The sequence below is a fragment of the [Mycoplasma] phocae genome, assembly GCF_003332325.1.
GTDB lineage: Bacteria > Bacillota_I > Bacilli_A > Mycoplasmatales > Metamycoplasmataceae > Metamycoplasma > Metamycoplasma phocae.
On record NZ_CP029295.1, the window covers coordinates 68,037 to 91,088 of the forward strand.

Genomic DNA, 23,052 nt, shown 5'->3' on the forward strand with positions numbered 1-23,052 from the left:
AACTAAAATTCATAAAATTACTCTCATGCTCTTGTTATTTAATACTTATTATTAGCATTATTTTATATTTAAATAAGAATGCTTTTTCTAATAAATAATTAAAACATAATATTTTTTAAATAATTAAGTAATTCAAAGATTAATTTTCTTTAAAATCTATTAATTTTTCAACAAAAAACAAATTTATAATAATAATTATTTTAGATACTTAACTGCTAATATTTGCTATTTATTTGATATTTAGACACCAAAATTACAAATATTTTGCTAAAAATATGCAAAAACTACATATATATAGATAAAATTTTAAAAAAAATTATATTTTTTAAAAATAACTATATAATTTCATAATCATTAAATTAAGGCAAAATCTAATAATAATGAAAGAAAAAAACATTGAATTTCTTTGGAAAGGAGATCTATTATGTCATTTATAAAGAAAAGAAAAAATAAGATTTTAATAGGGATTTTTTCTACCATTAGTGTAGCATCAATTGCTATTGGAACATCATTATATTTCTTAAACTCAAATTCAAGGAATAAATTTAATAGTATTTCATCATCTGAATTGAATGCTAATTTAATTAATAAAAATAATCTAGATATTAGAAATGCCGCTGATTCTAATGTTGATAGAAATTTAAAAGAAATTAAAAACGAAAAAACTCCTGAAAAAATTTCTAAAAAACCTAATATCGATTCTAGAGAACCGCAAATTATCAAACCAAAGAAACCAAAAGAAGAAATTTTGCCTAAACCAAAACCTAAAAATGAAGATAAAAAAACTCCACCAACTCCTACTCCCCGTCCAATTCAACCAGACCCTTCACCTAGACCTCAGAAACGAATTGAAAAAAGAAAAGTTAAAGTTAATGGAATAGAAGTTGATGCATTAGTGGAAGTTTACCCAGAGCGAACTTATTCGGAATATGATAAACGAAACAGATTAACAAACTTAGATCCATACGTTAATCATATGGCTGGAGATGTTATTAGCATTGAAGTTACTCAAGAACTTATAGATAAAACTACTGATCAATTAATTACTGGAGGATTAATTAATTCTACTGAAAGAAAAGGATTAATTGATATATATGAAAACACTCCAGAGGATAAAGTCGCGGAGCTTTATGCAAGAAGTCAGAACCGAGATCCATGAGAGAGATTACTTTACAGATTTCATAGATTAATCGATTCTGGTAATTTTCGTAAGTTTCTAAAAGAAGGAAAAGAAGCAGAATATGATAAAAAAGATAGAGCCAAGGAATGAAAATCCGATGAACATAGGCGTTATTGAATAATAAAACACCTAGACCAAAGCAAATTTTCAAAATTATCAGCTAACGCTTCTTCTTATTTGAAAAAGGGTTTTACTCCTACATCTAATAATCTTTATGTTGATGAAGAAGGAAATTTAGATTCACATACCTATGATCCGCCAAAAGGGTTTAATCACGTTACTTCAAGAATCCAAAATGATAACTTAAATCGTCGAGCTTTCTCTTTTGATTCAATTTATCCAAGAACTTCTATTGATGTTGAAGCAGGAAATTACCCAGGATGAACAAAACGAGATGTTACTAATGATTTTTCTAAATACGGTATTTCACCTGGTTATGGCATTAAAGTGACCGAACTAACAAATGACAAAGGTATTAAAAGAAAAAAAGGTATTGTAATTGATATTGACGCTTCAAATCGTGATGGTTATAATCATACAAAAGAAATCATTGAAAAATTAAAAGCAGAAAATGTTGATATAACTGGTTATCGAATTCATAACATGGGTAAAGGTGATGCATCTCAAAGCTTTAAAGATATTCTTAAAGCCCTACCAAATAAGTTGCCACTATTAGAATTATTTTTTGACGCAAGTTCAACAAATACTTCTTCTCTTATCGGATTACAAGATAAAGAAATTGACGAACTATCATTATATACACTCGGAAATTCACATTTAGATAGTTGATCTATAAATCCGAACTCTCTAAGAAGTGTTAAATGAGTTAATACTAATGATTATAATGTTAGCTTCGAATATCCCGCTAATTCAAAAATTGCAACAAGAATTGTATTTAATTCATTAGGATTTGATCCTGAAGATTATGTCAAAGATGCAACTACATTAGAAGAAAAGCTTAAGAAAATTAACGATGGTTTAAGAATTGCCTATTGAGTTAGAAATAATGAACCATTTTTCCAAGGGAGTTATGGACCTGGACTTAAACCAGATCATAATGAACAAGGCAATAGCTATCACCAAGGCTTGGATTTAAGTAGAATTCCTGAAATCAGATCATTAAAAGGTTTTATCTTCTATGATAAAGAAAAACAAGCAAACTCAATTCAAAGAAAAATTCGAAGATTGAAGTTTTATAGTAGTGGATCTGTTTTTGAAATTTCAGGTGATGAATTATCAGATGCTGGCTTTGACAGAAATATTGTAATGGGTGAACCTGGATCTAAATCTAAAATTTTATTCAGTGATCCGACAACAAATAAAGTTAAAATCAAGGGTACGGATAAATTATCATCTGGAGCAGTTAATAATTTAAAAGTTTTATACGAACTTGCTGAAGATTTATATAAAAAGGAAATAATTGTACAACCAGGAGCAAGTGAACTTAAAAAACAACTACAAGATTTAGGCTACGTTGTTGAAGAATCAAATGACAGTGGTACCATATTTGTTTAAATTTAAGGTTAGAAATTAAAGGAGGCACAATGAAAAAAAATACGAAAATACTTTTAGCATTTGCATCGGTATCAATTTTACCCATTTTACCGTTAGTAGCGGCAAGTTGTAGCAATGACAGAAAACAAGATGATAAAAAAAGTGAAGATAAAACCGGTGGCAATGAAAAATCTAAAGGTAAAAACCAAGTACCTATTGATAATAAATTTTCAAAAGAAGAAGAATTAAGCGCGGAATTTAAAGAAATTATTAATAATTCTAAATTAGGTGAAACATTTGAGTTAAAGTTTAAAGACTCTCTGTTATCTAAACGAAATATTTCTGATATCTTTCCAACTGAAGTAGCAAATAATAGCCAAATTGCCTACATTGAAGTTGGCGATAAATATAAAGATAAAATTAGGATTCAGTTATATAGCGCTGAATTTCCAAACGGAAAAAGAGACGCTAATGTTACTGGAAAATTTTCACTTAGCCTAGCATTTTCGGATAAAAAAACTGGAAAATTATTTCAAAAAACTATTGCAGTTGAAGGTTTTAAGAAGAATCCGCTAGGAATTGATGAAAATGGTGTTTTCCTTGACGGACCAACCAATAGTTTTAAACCAGCGGCATCTGAATTAGAAAAATATTATAAAGAATACAATCAAAACACTCGTTTTGAGAAAGATAACGAAAAATACGTTGGTCGTCTAAATATAGAAAATAAAAAATGAAATGAAGTTAGAAGCGAAGTTAAAGCCGATGAATCTAAAATCAATGAATATAATGAAAAGGCTAAAGAATTAAATCTTGATACATTCGAAAATTCAGCACACAAAGGTTTTACTTTACCAAGTTATAAAGAAGATGGAACTCTTGATGGACTTAGTTTATTTGAAGGTCAAGAGCGAAGAGGACCATCATGAGTTGACGCACTTGGCAGAGATGAATATAAAACCGATGGGTTAGCAAGACTTTTACCAAATGAAAATTATAGAAGATCTGCACGACAATCATTTAGTGTTTCATTTAGTAATAAAGGCGATGAACCAAATACTTATTCAACAACATCAGGTACCATGTGAATTATGGATTACCAATTAAATCAAGGTATTGATAAGAAATATCCAACCAAATGATATTTTGGAACTAATGCCCATGTTGCCGATGCATTGACAAACAAGACTCATCGATTTGGAATTATTAAATTACTAGATTCGGCAAAAATTTTAACAAAATTTAGATTAGCTGGATTAGATGACAATTTTGTTAACTTAACCTTTAAATCAAAAAAGAATAATGATAATGTCAAGGACAATGGAATCAAAACTGTTTTTAGTGGAAAAGAATTTCTCTCAAAAAACCCAGTTGAATACTTAACTCCAACTCAAAAAGAAAAATACAAAAATGCTAAAGATTTTATTGATTTTGCCGTGCTTGAAATTGATTTTGAAAACATAGAACTTGTATCAGCTTTAACAAGTGATACTAGCGTAACTTCAAAATACCCTCTAACTGGAGAAAAATTAGCAAAATTCATAACAAATGACTATGCCGACGATGTAAAACAACAAATTAAATTTAAAGCAAATTCGTATTTAAGTGATGAAAATTACAAAAAAATTGATTTTCCACTTTCAATTGATGCCAAAAACGCAAATGATTGGTGAAACGGTTATGATGAGTTATTTATCACTGGTTATCCTAGTGCTAGAAATGATTACTTTTTGAAACCTTACGTTGATGATGATCAAAGAAAAAGAGCAAAATTTGATTTCTCATTATGAACAAATTCAGATTACCGCTTTTATGATGGGCTAGTGCCAAATGATTCTGGCGTGCCTTCAATTCCAACATCTAGAACAGATCGGGGAAATTTCTTATCATATAATATTGGTTACCGTACCTTTAATAATAAACCAGGTTTAACTGATTCATTTATTTCTGCTAATCGTTTTGGCTCAAAATTATATGCCGATAATGAAGGAAAAGAATATATAGCAATGGGTTTGGAATATAGTATGCGTCATTATGCACCAATTGGTGGGGCATCTGGTTCAAGTGTAAGAACACAAAATAATGAACTAGTAGCAGTTTATCACGTATCTAATACCTTCGCTCATACAGGTTTAGCAGCCGCATTTAGATCAGAAGGATTTGATTACAAAGGATTATTTGGACAATACAATTTACCACAATACGATTTAATCTATGGTGGTGGTAAAGATCAAAAAAATTCATATCGTAAATCTCTAAAAAAATTGTATAAGGATCAAGGAATTAAAACTAATTTATTTAAAGATGGATTAGATGATGATAAAATTCCTCCACAATTTAAATTTACACAGACACCTACAAATACTAATAAGTAATATTGACTAATTAGTTACACGCTTTTTTAGCAAAATTGTAGTTTTTTCACTAAAAAACTGAATAATTTCTTTTTGTTGTAACTAAAAAAAACATTTTTCAATTTACTATATATAATTATTTTGTCTTATTAAAAAAAGGAGAGCATGATATGCAAAAACAAATAGTTGAAAAGCAAGAAATCTTTGATGATTATAATGGCTTTTCATTAACCAAAAAAATTAATAGAACTGCAAAAATTCTTAAAATAGTAACATTTGCTTTATTTATTACCATGAGTGCTTTGTTGTTATTTTTTGCGCCACGAGCACTTTTTGCCCAAAGTCTATTACCGTTTCAATCGTTACGATTTTTCTTTAATTTTGACAGTTTTGGAATTCAACAGCTTAATATCTTAATTCTATTTCGGTTGTTTCTATTAGGTTTTGTTTTTATTTTCAGTTTTTATAAAAACTTTATAAACCTAAGTCTCAATCAGCATTATATAAAAAAATATTCTTTATGATACACAGCTTATCTACTACTATCAATGGCAAGTTTTTTCTCATTCTTTTTATACTTTGAAAGACTACCAATTAATCTTGTACATTTATCACTTATTTTAGTGTTCGTATACTTAATTAATTTAGGTTACTCAATTCAAAATATTCACACTAAAATGAAAAGTGAACCATTAGTTTATAAAAACAAAAATATTTTAATTATTACTTCAGTATCACAATTAATTAGTTTAGGAATATTCCTTGGAATTGCTTATGGATGAACTTATTCATCAAGAGTTCCCAACTTATTATTTCAAGGTAATAGCTTCTATACTAGAATGATAAACTTATTTACAGTTAGAAGTTTTGTTAATCTTATATCGATTATTGGGATTTCATTATTAATTGCAGTTTTATTAGTTGGCAATAATTTTGAAAGAATAAATCTATTAACACAAAAAGGAAACGCCAAAATTTATCTAAAGAATTTAATAATTTTAAATTTAGGATTAGTTTTTGTTGCTTTTCTATGATTAATTAGAATGTTTGCATTAACATTAGATGATACAAATGTTCTAAAGCTTGAATTACAAAGAAACTATTTATATTTACTTCAAATCATAATTCCATTATCGGTTGTTGGAGTATATTCATATCTAGTCTACTCGAAAAACAAAAAAATTCAGGGAGTGCTAAAACATAATTTATTTTTAGCTATTGCCCAAGTAACAATTTGATTCTCATTACTAATTGTTAATATTAGCAGTCAAGATGAAAAAATTAATATTATTAACTTATTCTTTTCTGGTTTGGGTGCTATTGTTGTAATTACTCTATATTTTATTAGAATTAAATTAGCAAATAATTTTAGTAACATTTTTGTAATTATTCTACTAGTATCAATTATTACCACATTATTAATTTTTTCAACTAATCATTTACTAATTGAAAAGAATAATGCTAATTATCTATTCTATGTAATAAATAGTAACATTACGATTCATGCGATTATGATCATGGTAACATTTATTATTTCATTAATATTCTTATTAGCAAATATCTCTTATCTAATCTACATTATTTTTAAAGTAAAAAATAATCAACTTTTAAATCAAAGTGAAATAAAAATTTCGAAGGAGTTTACAAATGAAAAATAAGGCACAACAAATAAAAAACGAAGAAATATTCAACTTCTATGCTGAATATGAGAAACTTACTCAAAGTGAAAAATTTATTTCATTTGACAAATTTTATGCGACAATTCTTTTAAAAATTAATGAAAATTTTGAGTCAGAATTATTCGAAAAATTTAAACGCGATTTTCAATTAGCATTAACAAATAAATATGAATTAATTTTTGAAAAATTTGTTATCGGATTTAATATTGATTTGAAATTTAGTGTTAGTGCCTTGATTCCGATTCTTACTGATAAAGAATCTTCTGCAACATTAGCGATTAATTTTGCTAAAGCTGACAATCCTACTTATCAAGAATTTCTTAATTTACTAAATGAAAAATTATTTGCGTTAATTGAGAAAGGATTTTATGTTGAACTATTTCCAAATTTAGTTATGTTTTTAGCAGATAATACCAAAACACTAAAATTATTCTTTAGTAAAAAATGAGTAACAACATTACCTTCAAAAGCAGGAAATAATGCACATTAAAAAACTGCAACAAAAACTTTCTAGTTTACAAAATATTTCACTAAAAGTAAATAATGAAAAGAATATTTACTTAATAAATATCATTAAACTAAATCAAAAATTATCATTTTTTATTAATAATTCATTAAGCAATAAAAATAACATTGTTTTAATGAGACAAAAATTTGGAATTAAAAACGAATTGACATCGAATATCTTTTTACCTAAAGGTTTTCAGCGATTAGCGAGATTCTTTCAAACTCATCGTGAGCTATGAATTTATCTAACTGAAGAGCAAAAATATGGAACTGATTCATACACTCGTTATGAAAAAACTATTTTAGCTTCTGCTAGACGTAATGTTTCAGATTTTATTGTTATTGGCAAACGTGCGAAACAATTTTGCGAAGAAAATAAATTTAATATCGTTAAAAGCTTTTCAGAAGAAGAATGTGATGATCATTTAGCTGAACATATTGCTAGAATAATCAAAATTCTTTATCATCAAAATAATTACAAAAATGTTTTCTTTGTCATTAATTCAAATAAAAGTTACGATAGACCATTTCAAATTTTACCAATTGAAAAATTTAGTTTAGGCGAAATTATTCATGAGTTTAGAGGCAATTTAAATACTGAAAAAGATTTTGAAAATTTTAGAATTTATCCTAATATTTCCAATTATTTTGAAACTGAAATTAATATATTTTTAGAAAATGCTCTTAATTCCCTAATTGTTGAATCAAATTTCTACAAAGCAAAAATTGGTTTAGTTACAACTAACCGAATGATTAAAGAAATAGATGAAGAATTAGTAAAAATTAATAAAAAAATTCTTAAATCAAAACGTGAAAAAGAAATTGAAGAAATTGTACTTATTACACGTAATAATAAAAACTTTAGTGTATAAGGGAATGGAAAATTAATATGAAAAAAAATAATTACAAGATATTAATTAATTTTCTTAAGAATCAACCGATAGAGATTGCTTTAGGAAATCTATATATTAACATCTCTGATGATGAAGATTGGGTAATGTTGAGCAATAATTCCATTTCTAACTTTGAACATAGTATTATTAAAATTTATGATGTTTTAGACAAAAAAGAATTTTTTATGTTTTTAGCAAATGCATCAATCACCATCAAAAACAATATTGCTCATGTTAATACCTTTTCTAATTCAAGAATTTTTATTAGAGATTTAAAGAAGGTTAATTATAAAGAACAAATTCAAGCAGTTAATAAAAAAATTGGTGATTTGGAATTGCTAAAAAACATTGGTATGGGAATTGATGATTTCATTACTTTAGAGAAATATAAATCAGAATTATATGAGCTAAAAATGATGCAATTTCTTAACTTAGTGGAGGAGAATAAATATGAGTAAAAAAATATTATCTTTGATTTTATCACCAATTTCAGTTTTACCAGTTGTTGTTGCTAGTGCGACCGTTAATCGTCCTGATGATGAAAAAAATCAAACTAAGCCACAAGATCCAAATAATCAAACTCAAACACCACCAGCAAAACCTGAGGATAAAAAGGATAAACCAAAAGAAATTTCACCAGCCTTCTCTGATTTCAAGGAATTAGCTAATAAAGAAATTGAACTTGCGGTTTCAAATGTTATTAAAGAAGGTAAAAAAATTCTACAAGCATTACATGATACCGCTAAAAAAGAAGAAAATCCTAAAGATTTTAAAGCAAATCTAAGAAAAATTATTTACTTAAAAGAATTAATTAAATATTTAAGTAAGGAAGATAATATTAAAAAAAATCGTTTTGATAATGGTCTTCCACTAATCTTTCCAAAAGTAATTGGTGAAAATAAAGATCTAATTACATCTGAAGCTGATTTTAATAAAAATGTTTACAACAATTTTTGAACCGGAAAAGAAGATTACACTGACTATAAAGAAGCAATTACTGGTGCTGGAAATAAAATAAATTTTTCAGAAAAAAATAAAAAATTTATTACCGATACTAAGGGAACTATTAAAACCGATGCTAAAAAATCTGAGAAAAATGTTTTCACAAAAGAAGAATTTACAAAACTTATTAAAAAATATAGTTCTGATTTATTAAAAGAAAGTCGAAAATTATTTTACGATGAAAAAGATATTCCTGAATTTGAATTAAATTATGATAATTTAGAAAATCTAACTTGGGGAAATCCAAAAAATTTTGCAAGTTGAAGCGATTATATTTTTACAAAACTATATCCAAGAATTCTAGATTTTGACTTAAAACAAAATCAACAAGCTGTTCAAGAGAAAAATCAACAACAAAATAAGAAAAATCCAGTTAACCCTCCTAACATACCACCATTGGTTCCAGGTAAACCAAATAATAAACCAATCTTTGATGATAGCACTGAATTAGAAAAAGCTATTCCATCTCTACCACCATTTGTTAGCCCTGAATATGCAATAAGAAGTTCATCACAATTGAGCAGCTTATTTAGAAGCGCGAAAGAAGAAGATAAACAAAAAATATTCTTCTTTAATAACCCTATTAATACAAGATATGAATATAAAGTTGTAAGCTTTGATTCTGGCGCTAGTGATGAAATTAAAAATATCAAAATATACATAAGTGATAGAGTAGTTAAAAATTTATCAAGAAGTTATACAATTGAAACAACTAAATTACTTACCTTAAGTGAATCAACTTTGAAAAAAGCTGAAGTGGAAAGCTTAAGTAAAATATTTCAAGGAGTATCAAGATCAGTTGGATACGATGAAAAATTAGACTATGGACAAATTAACAACGCGACACTCCAACTTGCGATGTTTAATATGGTTAAAGCTGCTAATGAAAGAATTTTAAATAATGAATCTCCAAGTTTCAGAGAATCACAAGATAAGTTACAAAACTCTTATTTAAATCTTTGAAAAGAAGGTAATGATAATGGTGATTTAGTTGAATCATATAAATATTTAACTGAACTTAATTTCTTAGGCGAGCTTTCAGCTACTAAAATCGACAAAGGAATTTTTTGAGCACATTTAGCTGATGCTTATGTTGAAGTTCTTGAAGATCTAAAAACCGTTATTGAAGGCAATAAAAAAATTATTGAAGAAAATATTGATGAAATTAAGGGCGATAAAATTTTAATTAATCAATTATTTAATATGTCAAGACAAGAATCATTTAAGTTCAAATCATTATCAAATCAAATTCCTATTGATAGAAGTAAATGATATAAATCATATATTTCTCTTTCGACAAGTATTAAAAATAATATTAGCTTACTAAGTTCATTAATTGATCGTGAATTAATCAAAGGTAAAGAAGAAAATAAGAAAAAATATTTAGAAAATTACAATAAAGCTCAAGAAGTAATTAATCTAAATCAACAACAAAAAAACGGTGTTAAAAATATTATTTCATATGTAATTGTGGCAATTGGTGTTTTAATTGTTGCTATCAACACTGTGGCTTTAATCATGAAGCGTAAAAATTTAAAAAATAAACAAATCTTAGCATTAATAATAATTATTTATTTATGCTCATTAGTTTTAATAGGTGCTGGAATTGCCTTATTATTGATATAAAGTGAAAGGAAAATAAAATATGGATAAAAATATTACAAATCCAAAAGTTTCCGCAGTGTTTGATTACATAGTCAAAGTTGAAGGAAAACATAATTATGAACAAAGGAAAGTGTTTCATTTAGAAGATAATAAGAATATAAAATTGTTCTTATTTAACGCAACCGAGGACGAAGCTTATTTAATTTCAAATGCAAATCCAGGCGAAATTCAAATTGGAGCATCAATCATCGAAGATAGTGAAAAACAATCAGTTTTTAGTTCAAAAGATCATTTTGGCAAAATTATTGATATTCATGGCAATACCTACTATCCTAAAAAAGTTGATATTAAGAAAAAACCCGAAGATTTGGAAAGACCAATTTTTGGACTTACTCACAATTTAATGACTGTTAAAAAATTAAATGAACAACTTTATACTGGAATTACTGTCATTGACCTATTAATTCCAATCGGAAAAGGACAAAGAGAGTTAATTATTGGTGATCGTCAAACTGGTAAAACTCATATTGCAATTAACACAATTATTAATGCGGCAAAAAAAGGTGTTAAATGTGTTTATGTAGCTATTGGTCAAAAACGTGAAAATATTACTAGCATTTATAATAACTTAGTTAAATATGATGCTATGAAAAACACAATTATTATTGATGCTTCTGCTACAAGTGTGTATGAACAGTATTTAGCACCATATGTTGGAATGGCCCATGCTGAAAATATCTCTGAAAAAGATGATGTTTTAATTGTTTTTGATGACTTAACAAAACATGCTAATATTTTTAGAGAAATTGCGCTATTAACTGATAAACCAGTTGGTAAAGAAGCGATGCCCGGTGATATGTTCTTTGCTCACTCATCACTTCTTGAAAGAGCCGGATCATTTGTTAATCGTAAAACCATTACTGCTCTTCCAATTCTACAAACAATTGATGGTGATATTACCTCGCTAATTTCATCGAATATTATTTCAATTACCGATGGACAAATCGTAACAAGTACTGATCTATTCTCAGCTGGAAAATTACCTGCGATTAATATTGACCTGTCAGTTTCGAGAACAGGTTCTTCAGTTCAAAGCCGTTTATTAACTAAAGCAGCTGGAGAAATAGGAAAAATTTTCAGAGCTTATAAAAGACATTTAAAATTGGCCATGCTAGATTATGAACTTAATAAAGAAACATCAGTTCTATTGTATAAAGGTAAAATGATTGATAAATTGTTTAATCAAATTGGATTTTCAATTCACTCTGAAACCATCACTATTTTCATGACAAAAATAATTTCATGAGGAATTTTGAGAAATATCAAAGATGAACAAAAGGCTTTAAAATTCTTAGATGCTTTAATTGAAGATAGTTTAGAAGCTAAAAGTATTTTTGAACACATTAAAAATAACGAAAAATATGATGATAAAATTAGCAAAAACTTTTTTGCATATGCTTTAAAACAATATTCTGATTATATGAATTTAAATTGAAAAGTTGAATATGAACACGGTTTTATTCCGTTTACCAAAGATATATTAGAATCAATTGCTAAAAGAATAGGAGATAAATAATGACTGGAGTTGTTAAAAAAATCTGATCAGATATTATTGAAATTAAATTTCCCAAAAAATCGCTACCTACAATAAACTCGCTTCTAACTTTGCACAAAGGTGAAACATTTTTATTGGTAAAAAGAATTATTGATGAGGAAACTATTCGAGCAATTATTGTTTATAGTGCTAAGGATATCGCTATTAATGAAAAAGTTGAAGATACTAAAAAAACATTTTTAGTTCCAGTTGGAAAAGAATCGAAAAATAATATTTATAATTTTTGAGGTAATCCGTTACTTGAAACTAAAGTTAAACCCAAATATGTTGAAATGAATTCAACTTTAAATTCAACAAGATTTTTAGATTCAAAAATTGAAATTATTGAAACCGGAATTAAAGCAATAGATTTCTTTATGCCAATTATTAATGGGTATAAATTAGGAATTTTTGGTGGTGCCGGAGTTGGTAAAACCGTTTTAATGAAAGAAATTATCTTCAATGTTAACCGTCATAAAAAATCAACTGCTAACATTTTTATCGGTTCAGGTGAAAGATCACGGGAAGCTATTGAATTATATGATGAGCTTAAATCATCTAATTTAATGGGAAACTCAGCAATGTATATTTCTAAAATGAATGAATCACCAGGCGCGAGAACTTCAATTGTTCCAATCGGAATTACTGCCGCTGAGTATTTACGAGATGTTGAAAAAGAAGATGTTTTATTATTTGTTGATAACATCTATCGTTTTATTCAGGCTGAAAATGAAGTTAGTGCATCACTTGGAAAAAAACCATCTGTTGGTGGATATCAATCAACTCTTGAAAGTGATGTTGCTAAAATTGAAGATCGTTTATTTAAGAATCAAAATGGTTCAATTACCTCATTTCAAACAATTTTTCTACCAATGGATGATTTAAGTGACCCTTCTGCTGTTGCTGTTTTCAATCACTTAGATGGTAATTTAGTGCTTTCTCGTGAACAAACCGCAAAAAATATTTTTCCCGCTTTTGATCCACTAGCCAGTTCATCAAACTCAATTAGTAGCGATATCATTGGTAAACGTCACTATGATGCTATTGTTGAAACAAAGAGAATTCTAAAAGCATACAAAGATCTTGAAGATGTTATTTTGATTTTAGGTTTTGATGAACTTGATAAAGAAAATAAAATCATTGTTAAAAAAGCACTACAACTTGAAAACTTCTTTACTCAAAACTTCTTTATGACTGAACAGTTTACTAAGGCTTTTGGAGTTTATGTACCACTAAAAGATACCGTAGAAAGTGTTATTAGAATTTTAGAAGGTAAATACATTAATCAAAGTCCTGAAATCTTCTCATATGTTGGATCTAATTTAGATATTCCAACTGATGAAGAACTTGCTAAAAACAATTAATGAAATAAAATGAGCCGTTAAAGGCTTTATTTTTATTCCTTTCATGATTAATGCTTTATAATATTTAAATTATGAAATTTGAAAAAACCATGTGTAAAAAAATTGTTGATAAAAAAAATCCATATTATTCAGCAGCATTAGTTTTTGGACTTCTTCTTCTCTTAACTAATGCCTGCATTTTATGTTATTATTTTTATTCTTATGGAATTCAACCATTATTAAAAAAATATAGCAACCCTGAAATTCGTGACATTGTTCTAAAAAATGGAATTTTTCCTGATGCCCTAGCTGCAATGTGAAAACAAGCTGGTTCATTTACGATGTTAAGTAATTTTATTTTATCATTTGCTTTTATTGTATTTGCTTTACATCATAAATCACAACGTGTTCAATATTTCTTCTTTTTTGCAGTTGTAAATATTTCAATAACATTTTTAATTTACTGAACATTAATTTTCTTTACTATTTTAAAAAGAGGTGGATGAAATAACCTAGGAAGTGCGATTCCAAGTTTTATTCTTCATGCCATTAATCCAGCCATTGGAATGATCTTTTTAATAATTGGAAGAAAAGAAATTCGTTTAAAAACATCAGATTTATGATTATCTAACATAATGGGACTAGTTTACTTCTTTTTTGCCCTAATAACATTTTTTATGGGAAGTCAATTATTACCTGATAAAAATAATTCAGAAGCTTATATTCAATATAATATAGTTGTTTACAAATTTTTAAACTTTATTCAACCATTCTTTTACACCGGAAGAAATCTTGGAATTATTATTACCCTAGATGTGCTACTATTTGTTTTAGGAGCATCACTTCCAATCGCTATTGCTTGATTTTGGAAAGGTGTTCTTAGAATTAAAAAAGCAGAAGCTATAGTAAAATTTAAACATTACGATTAAATATAAACCCGGGTGGTTTATTTTTTATTACTAAATTTTTAGAATAGTATAATTAGAATAGACGTCAATTTTTTTAAGGAGAACATATAATAATGAAAAAATGAAAATTTATATTAGGAGCAATGTCGCCATTGGCAGCATTGCCACTAATTGTCGCATCATGCACAAATAAAACAACAAGCAACGAATCAATCGAAGATATCAAGAAAAAATTAGAAGATAACATTAGCCAATTAAGTAAAGAACAAAAATTAGATTTGATTAACAAAATCGACATTAATCAAACTCTTGATGCTGATCAAAAAGCTGAATTAATCAGCAAATTTAATAGTGGTGCTGGAATTGTAGCTTCAATTGTATGATTTATGAATTCAGCTGAAGCAAGAATTGCCCAAATTCAAGCATATCAACTAGCAACTATAGCCTTTGATAATTTAAAGAAAAAAGCTGCTAATGATAAAATGGATTATAGCGCTTTAAATAGTGACGGAACAGTTAAAAATCCCGAAACTGGCAAATTTGTTCCTGTAGTATTTATGGATATTGATGAAACTATATTCGTCAATGAATATACTGAAAGTTGGTCGGTTGTAGAAAATGGCGGAAGATTTTCAGAAGATAAAAAAGATTCAATTGATGCCATTGGTAAAAGAAGAGCAATTCCCGGATCAATTGATTTCATAAATCACGTATTTAAAGAAGGTGGAATTGTTATGTTTAATTCCGGAATTAGACAATTAAGACCTTCAATTGATGGAATTAAGAAAAATTTAATTTCAGCTGGTATTGATAAAAAATATATACAAGATTGAATGTTTTGAACATCAGGAGTAAATCCACTAAAAGAAGATGGAAAAACCTATGATCCTACTCCATGAATAACCGGAACCAAAAATTCAGCTTCAGAAGTGGATAAAAATTTCTGAAAAGTAACTTCTAAAAATCAAAGAATGAATGGTGTTAGTGATAATCCAAATGGTTGAGATTTCTCAAAATCACAAGCCGGTTCTGGAAATGCCGTTAAAACTAGAGTTATTATGAAAATCGGTGATGACTTTAATGATTTCTTTGATGATGCTTATAAAAGTGAAAGAAATAATGCTAAAAATATTGAATTTTTCAAAAAACCAGAAATTGAAAAATTATTTAAAGATGTTACAGGTGCTACTGGCATAAAAGTTGTTAAAGAAAAAAACTCTAAAGAAATTAAAATTGAAAATTTAGCATGACATCAATTTAATTTGCAAGTTCCAGGCAATGCAATGTATGGCGGTTGAAGCAGTGGTTATGGATATGCTAACTACAAAAAATTATGAGATGCTTTGAAGCAAATAAATCAAAATTCTAATGATAATAAAGTCCAATAAAAAAGATTATTATTTAAACTCAAAAATGAACCGCACGGTTTGTTTTTATTTATATTAAAATATGCTTATCTATCTAAAATTAGGTTGTTTAAGTAAAAAATTATTGTATAATTTTAACGTGTTTAAAACACTTAATTAATATAATATATGTGTATACATTTATTACTATTTTTAAAAAAGGAGAGCAAAAAATGCCAATGAATTTAAAAGGGCGTAGTTTAGATACCGCCTTAAATTTCACAACAGATGAAATTAATTATCTATTAAACTTATCTCTAGACTTAAAGAGATCAAAAATGCAAGGATTACACGTAAACAGTCGTCCTTTAGTTGGAAAAAATATTGTTATTTTATTCCAGAAAGACTCAACAAGAACACGTTGTTCATTTGAAGTAGCTGCTGCTGATTTAGGAGCAAGTTGTACATATATCGGACCATCTGGTTCAAACTTTGGAAAGAAAGAATCAGTTGAAGATACTGCAATGGTTTTAGGAGAAATCTATGACGGTATTGAATTTCGTGGTTTTAAACAAAGCGATGTTGACGCTTTAGTTAAATATTCAGGTGTTCCAGTATGAAACGGATTAACCGACGCTGAGCACCCAACTCAAATGTTAGCTGACTATATGACAGTTATGGAACACAAAGGAACAGACCTAAAAGGTAAAAAGATTGTTTTTGCCGGTGACATCAAAAATAACGTTGCTCGTTCATTAATGATCGGTGCCGCATTTGTTGGTATGGACATTGTTTTATGTGGACCAAAATCTCAATGAGACATTGTTAAAAAAGCCCCAACTCACAAACCAGTTTATGATGCAGTTCAAAAATTATTTGAACGTAATGGTGGTTCAGTTTCATTTTCAGATAATAAATTAACAGCTGCTAAAAATGCTGACGTAATTTACACCGACGTTTGAGTATCATTAGGAGAAGATTTCTCATTATTTGAATCAAGAATCGCTGAATTAGGTGCTTTCCAAGTTGATATGCCTATGATTAAAGCTGCTAAAGAAGATGTAATTTTCTTACACTGCTTACCAGCATTCCACGATGACCACACATTATTCTCAGCAGAAATCAAAGAAAAATTTGGTGAAAAATTCCCAGTTGTTTCAACCGGTGCAATGGAAGTAACTGATGAAGTGTTTAATTCAAAATACAACAAATCAATTCAACAAGCTGGAAACCGTATGCATACAATTAAAGCTGTTATTCTAGCTACAATGGGATACTAATTATGAGTAGAATTGTTATTGCTTTAGGCGGTAATGCCTTAGGAAATAATCCACAAGAACAAAAAGAACTTGTTAAAGTTCCTGCTAAAAAAATTGCTGAATTAGTTAAAGCAGGACATGAAGTTATCGTAGGTCATGGTAACGGTCCACAAGTAGGAATGATTTTTAACGGTTTTGTTAGTGCTCACTCAGTGAATGCTAAATCACCATTAGTTCCTTTACCAGAAGCTGGAGCAATGAGTCAAGGATATATCGGATATCATATGGTATCAGCAATCTCTAATGCTTTTGTTGATGAAGGTTTAACTGAAAATGAAGTTTTATACATTTTAACTCAAACTTTAGTTGATCCTAAAGATCCAGCTTTCAAAAATCCAACCAAACCAATTGGTCCATTCTTCAGTTCAAAAGAAGAAGCAGAAGCTGCAAATCCAAATAGTGTTATTGTTGAAGATGCTGGTCGTGGATACCGTAAAGTAGTTGCTTCACCTAAACCAATTAACTTTGTTGGAATTAATCAAATTAAAAAAGCGATTGAATCAGGCGCAACAGTTATCGTTGGTGGTGGAGGGGGAATCCCAACCGTTAAAGGTACTGATGGTTATATTGATGGTGTTGATGGAGTTATTGATAAAGACTTTGCTTTAGCAAAAATGGCTGCTTTAGCAAAAGCTGATTACTTTATCGTTCTAACAGCCGTTGACTATGTTAAAGTTAACTATGGTAAACCAGATCAAAAAGATCTAAAAGCTGTTAATAAAGCTGAATTAGAAAAATACATTTCAGAAAATCAATTTGCTCCAGGAAGTATGCTTCCAAAAGTACAAGCTGCAATTAAATTCGTTGAAGAAGGCGGAAAAGCAGCTTTCATCGGTGATTTAAAAGACTTAGAAAATATCATTGCTGAAAAAATTGGAACAAAAGTTACATTAAATTAATCAATAATAAAAAAAGTCCAGAATTAAGTTTCTGGATTTTATTTTTTTGTTATCTCATATAATAAAATGCTAGTAGCGGCAGCCACATTAAGTGATTGAACAGAGTCTTCACTTTGTTGAATATAGACAAGTTCATCGGTATGTTTAATTAGTGTATTTGATACTCCTGTTTCTTCATTGCCAACAATTAAGCAAGTTGGTTTAGCAAAGTTAATTTTATGAAGTGCTTTTGCTTTATCGTTTAGCACCGAAGCATAAACTCAAAAATTATTTTTTTTAAGTGTTTGAATTGCTTCGAATAATGAGGCCACCTTAATAACTTTAAGGTCTTTAAATCCACCTGATGAAATTTTTAAAACAGTTGCAGTTACTTCACAAGCTCGATTTTTAGGAATGATAAGATGTTTTATTCCAAAAACACTAGCTGATCGCATAATGGCTCCAAAATTTTGCGGGTCTTGGATATGATCTAACATTAGCACAATTTCTGGCTTATCTTTTAGTACAGTTCCCAGATCATAGTATTGATAGTCATTAATTTCAGCAATATAACCTTGATGATTACCCTTTACCATTTTATTCATTTCGACCATATCTAAATAAATAATATTTTTAAATTTTATTTCTCGATTTACTAGGCCTTTTTGGAGATAAAGTTTTTTAATAGGAAAATGGTTTTTTAAAGCTTCAAGCACAGAATTTTTACCAAAAATAAAATTTTTCACTAGATAATCCTTTTCTTCTTTAGCTCATCTCTCATTGAATCAGCTTCTTGATAGTGCTTGTTTTGAACAGCATCTTTTCAACTATTGTATAGTTTTTTATCTTCATGACTAAGCTTATTAAGCGGAAAAATAAAACCTAAAAGTTCAGCAATTTTAATAAAATTACCATAACTATTTTGACTTTTGGCTAATTTAATTCATTCACTATATCCATTTGCAAAATCAAGATTAGCAAATAACTTAATGATTTTATTAATTATTTCACTGTCATAATTTAAGTTGATTTCTTCTAGTTGAATCTTATTAGCAATTAATCTAAATTTATTGATTTGTATTTGATTGTTATTAAGTAGTTCATCAGTAATATTGATTGGCTTACTATAGTTTGTTGTTAGAATTAAAATTCGATAAGTGTCAGCATCATATTTTTCTAAAAATGTGTGAGGATAAATAATATTACCTAATGATTTTGACATTTTTTGATTCTTATAATTAAGAGTTCCGAAATGCAATCAATCCTTAGCGATGGGTTTGTTGTGTAGAGCGAAATGTTGAATATTTTCATTTTCATGATGTGGAAAAATTAAATCAATTCCGCCGCCATGAATATCAATTGTTTCACCATTAAAGAAACTATCAATAAAACAACTACATTCCGTATGTCACCCTGGACGTCCCTCACCAAATGGACTATTGTATTTAACTCCTTGATTAGTCTCTTTTCATAAAGCAAAATCTAAAATATTTTTTTTACCATAGTCATTACCTTCACTCGCAATTAAATTGGCAATTTTTTGATTACTAATGCTACCATATTCATTTTTAAATTTCATTACATCAAAAAAAACATTTTTATTAACTTGATAAGCCGCATTAACATCGATTAATCTTTGAATATAGCGATACATTTGATCAAGCGAATCGGTTACTCTAATTCATTTATCAGGTGATTCTAAATTAAATTTTTGATACTGTTGTCGATAATAATTTTCATAGAATTGTGAGATTTCGAGCTCACTTTTTTTCTCTTCAATTGCTTTTTGGATAATTTTGTCATCAATGTCAGTAATATTTTGAAGAAAAAAGATTTCTTCTCCTAAATATCTTTGGGTTCTAATCATGATATCAAAAGTCATTGCCGGTCTTAAATTTCCGATGTGTGGGTAATTATAAACGGTGGGACCACATAAATATATTCTTTTCATAGTATGAATATTATATTAAAAATAGCAAATATATTATAATTTTAAGTATGAACATGACAAAAGATATTATTATAGCTTCAATTGAAGAAGCTCTAAAAAAAATGAACATTAAAAAGCCAATAATTTTGACAGAATCCAAAAGTTATGGAGACTACTCAACAAATATTGCTTTAACTTTACAGAGGGAGATTGGCAAAAAAGCAATTGATATTGCAAACGAAATTAATCAAAATATTGATTTAAAAAATTATCCAGAAATTAAGGAAATCAAGGTTTCAGAGCCTGGTTTTATCAATTTCTGAGTATCAAATTCTGTCTTTGGAGACACAGTTAATCAAATTAATAAATTGGGAAATGACTACGGTAGTATTAAAGATAAAAATCGTGGTCCAATTAATGTCGAATTTGTATCAGCAAACCCAACTGGATATTTACACATCGGACATGCTAGAAATGCCGCAATTGGTGCTACATTATGTAACATTTTAGAAAAAGGTGGTTATAAGGTTACTCGTGAATATTTAGTTAATGACTACGGAAATCAAATGAACAGATTGGCAATTTCGGTTTTCTCAAGATATCAACAAATTTTTGATAAAGATTACCAAATGCCTGAAGATGCTTACCGTGGCGGAGATATTATTCAATTTGCAGAAGAATTTCATAGGCAAAATCAAGACAAATATAAAGGTGTTGAATACACAGAAGAAATGGAGGCATTATTCAAAGAATTTGGTAGAAAATTTGCCTTGAAAAACATTGAAAGTGATTTAAAACGTTTTGGCGTATGATTTGATTTATACACCTCTGAAGCTGAACAGTATAAAAAGAATTTAGTTTGACCTACTATTAAGAGGTTAAAAACTACTTATGTAAAAGATGGAGCCACATGACTTGCAACCACTAAAGGTGGCAAGGACGATAAAGACCGTGTTATTATTAAAAGTAATGGCGATTCAACTTATTTATGTGCTGATATTGCCTACCACGAACAAAAGTTTTTACAATTAAATGATAAAGAAAAAGGAATTATCATCGACGTATGAGGAGCAGATCACTCAGGTTACGTTGAAAGGGTTAAATTTTCATTTGAGGACTTAGGTTGAAGAAGAGACCAATTAGAAATTATTTTATTCCAATTACTAAGAGTTGTGAAAAATGGTAAAGAGATAAAAATGTCTAAACGTTTAGGAACTTCACTAACATTAAAAGAATTACTTGATTTAGTAGGTAAAGATGCAATTCGTTTCTTCTTAATTGAAAGATCATATAATTCAAAAATTGATTTTGATATTGCAAAAGTTAACAAACCAGATGAAACAAACCCAATGTATATTATTAAATATGCCCATGCTCGTTGTGTTCAATTACTAGAAAAATCGGCAAATAAAAATCCAATTGCCAAAACATTAGATAATGAATATGCTCAAAAATTAGTTAATGAATTAAAAGAATACCCTGACTTAATTGCTACTATGGCAAAAAATTACAAAGTTAATTTACTTCCACCATTTTTAGTAAAATTAGCTGGAGCATTTAACTCATTTTATTCAAATACTAAAGTTCTAGGATCAGAAAATGAAGAGTCATACTTGGCATTAGTTAAGGCAACTAAAATTGTTTTAGCAAATGGTATGCAATTAATGGATCTAGATATTCCAGATAGAATGTAAAATCAATACAAAAAAGTAAAAATTATTAGCTTTTTTAACTAAGTTAATAATTTTTTTAATAACCCGTTATTTTTTTGTTATAATAAAGTTGCTATTTAATTGATTAAATAGCATTAATTTTTTAAAATACATAATATTTTATAAATTAAACTTTTCTTTCTTACAATACAAACAGGAAAATAAAAAAGGCAGGATAAAACACCTGCTTTTCATTTTTTATTCTTCAAAATTTTTATTTATTTATTGTCATTATAGAGATTCAATCATCGCTTTAAGTTTAGTTATTTGCTCTGTGCTTAATGACTTCTTTTTAGAAATTACATCTTTGAAAATTGTTACTATAGCTTCAGCCTGAGTTTTTTTGGCTCCATCATTTTCCTTTAATTGAGTGTATTCTTCTAGTAAATCATTAATGTAAAATAATGACCAGTAATCGTATTTTGATTTACTTAATAAAGTTCAATAAACTTTAGCTATTTCAAGATGATTAGCCGGTAGTGGTTGATTTTCTTTAATACTTCTAAATGAAGAATTTATATCAATTAATAAGTATAAATATTTCTCGTATTTTTTAGCATTTAGTAATGCTAGTGAATCAAGATAATCTTTAGGGAAATTTTTAGAGCCTTGGTCTTTTGCGATATATTTTGTGTAATCGTTAATGAATAAAATTCCGTTTTCAATTTCCTCTTTATTTTTTGTAGATGATGCTAAAAATTTTTCAAGAATTTGCTTTGTCTCATCCGCATAAGCAAATTTTGATTTATCTGTTAGTTTGTTAAATTCAACTCTACTTAAGTAATATAGCGATAAATATATGGCTCTTTCATCATAATTTGATATATCTATTGGAGTTTTATCCTTTTGATTAGATCCACCATTCATACCTCCCTGATTTTTGCCCTCGTTTTGATCTTTACCTTGGTTTTGACCATTGCCGTTCATGTCATCTTTTTTCATCATGTTGCCGCCTTGGTTTTGACCATTACCTCCTTTATCAGTGGTTGTACAAGCAGCCGCTAGTGGCAGTGGTATTACACTTAGTGCTCCAATAGCAAATAGAATGATTTTTTTATTTGGTTTTAAACTTTTCATAATTTCTCTCCTTAACAAATATTTTAATTTATAAGCAATGAAAAAACAAAATTAAATATATTTTTGTATATAAAAAATCGCTAATTTTAATAATGTTTTAACAATAAAATTAATGTGAGCGTTTTGAATAAATTTAAATTGTTACGTGTTTAATTAGTCTTTTTAAGATTTTTCCATCCAATTTGAATTTAAAAAACTAAAATAATTTCATTTCTATAATAATAAATTAAT

General features: G+C 28.0%; 17 protein-coding genes. 14 read left to right on the forward strand and 3 right to left on the reverse strand.

Annotated features, from left to right (window positions below; translation table 4 throughout):
• The first annotated feature begins 424 nt into the window (after nt 1-424).
• The 13 genes from DA803_RS05830 (at nt 425) to arcC (ending at nt 18,123) form a co-directional block, all read left to right on the forward strand.
• A complete protein-coding gene (locus tag DA803_RS05830; RefSeq protein WP_277869736.1) occupies nt 425-2,695 on the forward strand; it encodes a putative immunoglobulin-blocking virulence protein in 2,271 nt (756 codons plus the stop codon).
• A gap of 29 nt (nt 2,696-2,724) precedes the next feature.
• Nucleotides 2,725-5,049 carry an Ig-specific serine endopeptidase MIP gene (mip, locus tag DA803_RS00245; protein ID WP_114190651.1) on the forward strand — a complete coding sequence of 775 codons (2,325 nt, stop codon included), beginning with the start codon at nt 2,725-2,727 and terminating at the stop codon, nt 5,047-5,049.
• A gap of 149 nt (nt 5,050-5,198) precedes the next feature.
• The gene (locus DA803_RS05835) at nt 5,199-6,686 is read left to right on the forward strand and encodes an MSC_0624 family F1-like ATPase-associated membrane protein (protein WP_114190652.1); all 1,488 of its coding nucleotides are present in this window, start codon (nt 5,199-5,201) and stop codon (nt 6,684-6,686) included.
• Entirely contained in the window at nt 6,676-7,197 is a 522-nt protein-coding gene (locus DA803_RS00255; protein ID WP_114190653.1) for a DUF2714 domain-containing protein, read from the forward strand. The genes DA803_RS05835 and DA803_RS00255 overlap by 11 nt, the downstream gene beginning before the upstream one ends.
• Nucleotides 7,187-8,086 carry an MSC_0622 family F1-like ATPase gamma subunit gene (locus DA803_RS05840; protein WP_114190654.1) on the forward strand — a complete coding sequence of 300 codons (900 nt, stop codon included), beginning with the start codon at nt 7,187-7,189 and terminating at the stop codon, nt 8,084-8,086. Before DA803_RS00255 ends, DA803_RS05840 begins: the two co-directional genes overlap by 11 nt.
• 17 nt (nt 8,087-8,103) lie before the next feature.
• Nucleotides 8,104-8,565: an MSC_0621 family F1-like ATPase epsilon subunit gene (locus DA803_RS00265; RefSeq protein ID WP_114190655.1), complete on the forward strand. Its 462-nt coding sequence runs from the start codon at nt 8,104-8,106 to the stop codon at nt 8,563-8,565.
• Entirely contained in the window at nt 8,558-10,735 is a 2,178-nt protein-coding gene (locus DA803_RS05845; protein WP_114190656.1) for an MSC_0620 family F1-like ATPase-associated subunit, read from the forward strand. The genes DA803_RS00265 and DA803_RS05845 overlap by 8 nt, the downstream gene beginning before the upstream one ends.
• Nucleotides 10,736-10,754: 19 nt before the next feature.
• A complete protein-coding gene (locus DA803_RS00275; protein WP_114190657.1) occupies nt 10,755-12,290 on the forward strand; it encodes an MSC_0619 family F1-like ATPase alpha subunit in 1,536 nt (511 codons plus the stop codon).
• Entirely contained in the window at nt 12,290-13,672 is a 1,383-nt protein-coding gene (locus tag DA803_RS00280; protein WP_114190658.1) for an MSC_0618 family F1-like ATPase beta subunit, read from the forward strand. The genes DA803_RS00275 and DA803_RS00280 overlap by 1 nt, the downstream gene beginning before the upstream one ends.
• A gap of 71 nt (nt 13,673-13,743) precedes the next feature.
• Entirely contained in the window at nt 13,744-14,580 is an 837-nt protein-coding gene (locus DA803_RS05850; protein WP_114190659.1) for an MAGa3780 family membrane protein, read from the forward strand.
• Between the two features lie 92 nt (nt 14,581-14,672).
• A complete protein-coding gene (locus DA803_RS00290) occupies nt 14,673-15,947 on the forward strand; it encodes an HAD family acid phosphatase (protein WP_277869737.1) in 1,275 nt (424 codons plus the stop codon).
• A gap of 191 nt (nt 15,948-16,138) precedes the next feature.
• The gene (gene argF / locus DA803_RS00295) at nt 16,139-17,185 is read left to right on the forward strand and encodes an ornithine carbamoyltransferase (RefSeq protein WP_114190661.1); all 1,047 of its coding nucleotides are present in this window, start codon (nt 16,139-16,141) and stop codon (nt 17,183-17,185) included.
• Between the two features lie 2 nt (nt 17,186-17,187).
• Nucleotides 17,188-18,123, forward strand: coding sequence for a carbamate kinase (arcC, locus tag DA803_RS00300; RefSeq protein WP_114190662.1), 936 nt, complete (start codon nt 17,188-17,190; stop codon nt 18,121-18,123).
• A gap of 38 nt (nt 18,124-18,161) precedes the next feature.
• On the opposite strand, the gene rlmB is transcribed toward arcC, so the two are convergent.
• Both rlmB and cysS read right to left on the reverse strand, forming a co-directional pair.
• Nucleotides 18,162-18,848 carry a 23S rRNA (guanosine(2251)-2'-O)-methyltransferase RlmB gene (gene rlmB, locus DA803_RS00305; RefSeq protein WP_114190663.1) on the reverse strand — a complete coding sequence of 229 codons (687 nt, stop codon included), beginning with the start codon at nt 18,846-18,848 and terminating at the stop codon, nt 18,162-18,164.
• Nucleotides 18,848-20,053 carry a cysteine--tRNA ligase gene (gene cysS / locus DA803_RS00310; protein ID WP_114190664.1) on the reverse strand — a complete coding sequence of 402 codons (1,206 nt, stop codon included), beginning with the start codon at nt 20,051-20,053 and terminating at the stop codon, nt 18,848-18,850. The genes rlmB and cysS overlap by 1 nt, the downstream gene beginning before the upstream one ends.
• A 47-nt stretch (nt 20,054-20,100) precedes the next feature.
• On the opposite strand from cysS, the gene argS reads away from it, so the two are divergent.
• Complete coding sequence (argS, locus tag DA803_RS05855; RefSeq protein WP_114190665.1) at nt 20,101-21,726, forward strand: arginine--tRNA ligase; 1,626 nt, start codon at nt 20,101-20,103, stop codon at nt 21,724-21,726.
• A 249-nt stretch (nt 21,727-21,975) separates the two neighbouring features.
• Here argS and DA803_RS00320 read toward each other — a convergent pair whose 3' ends face one another.
• Complete coding sequence (locus DA803_RS00320; protein WP_114190666.1) at nt 21,976-22,821, reverse strand: hypothetical protein; 846 nt, start codon at nt 22,819-22,821, stop codon at nt 21,976-21,978.
• Nucleotides 22,822-23,052: the final 231 nt, after the last annotated feature.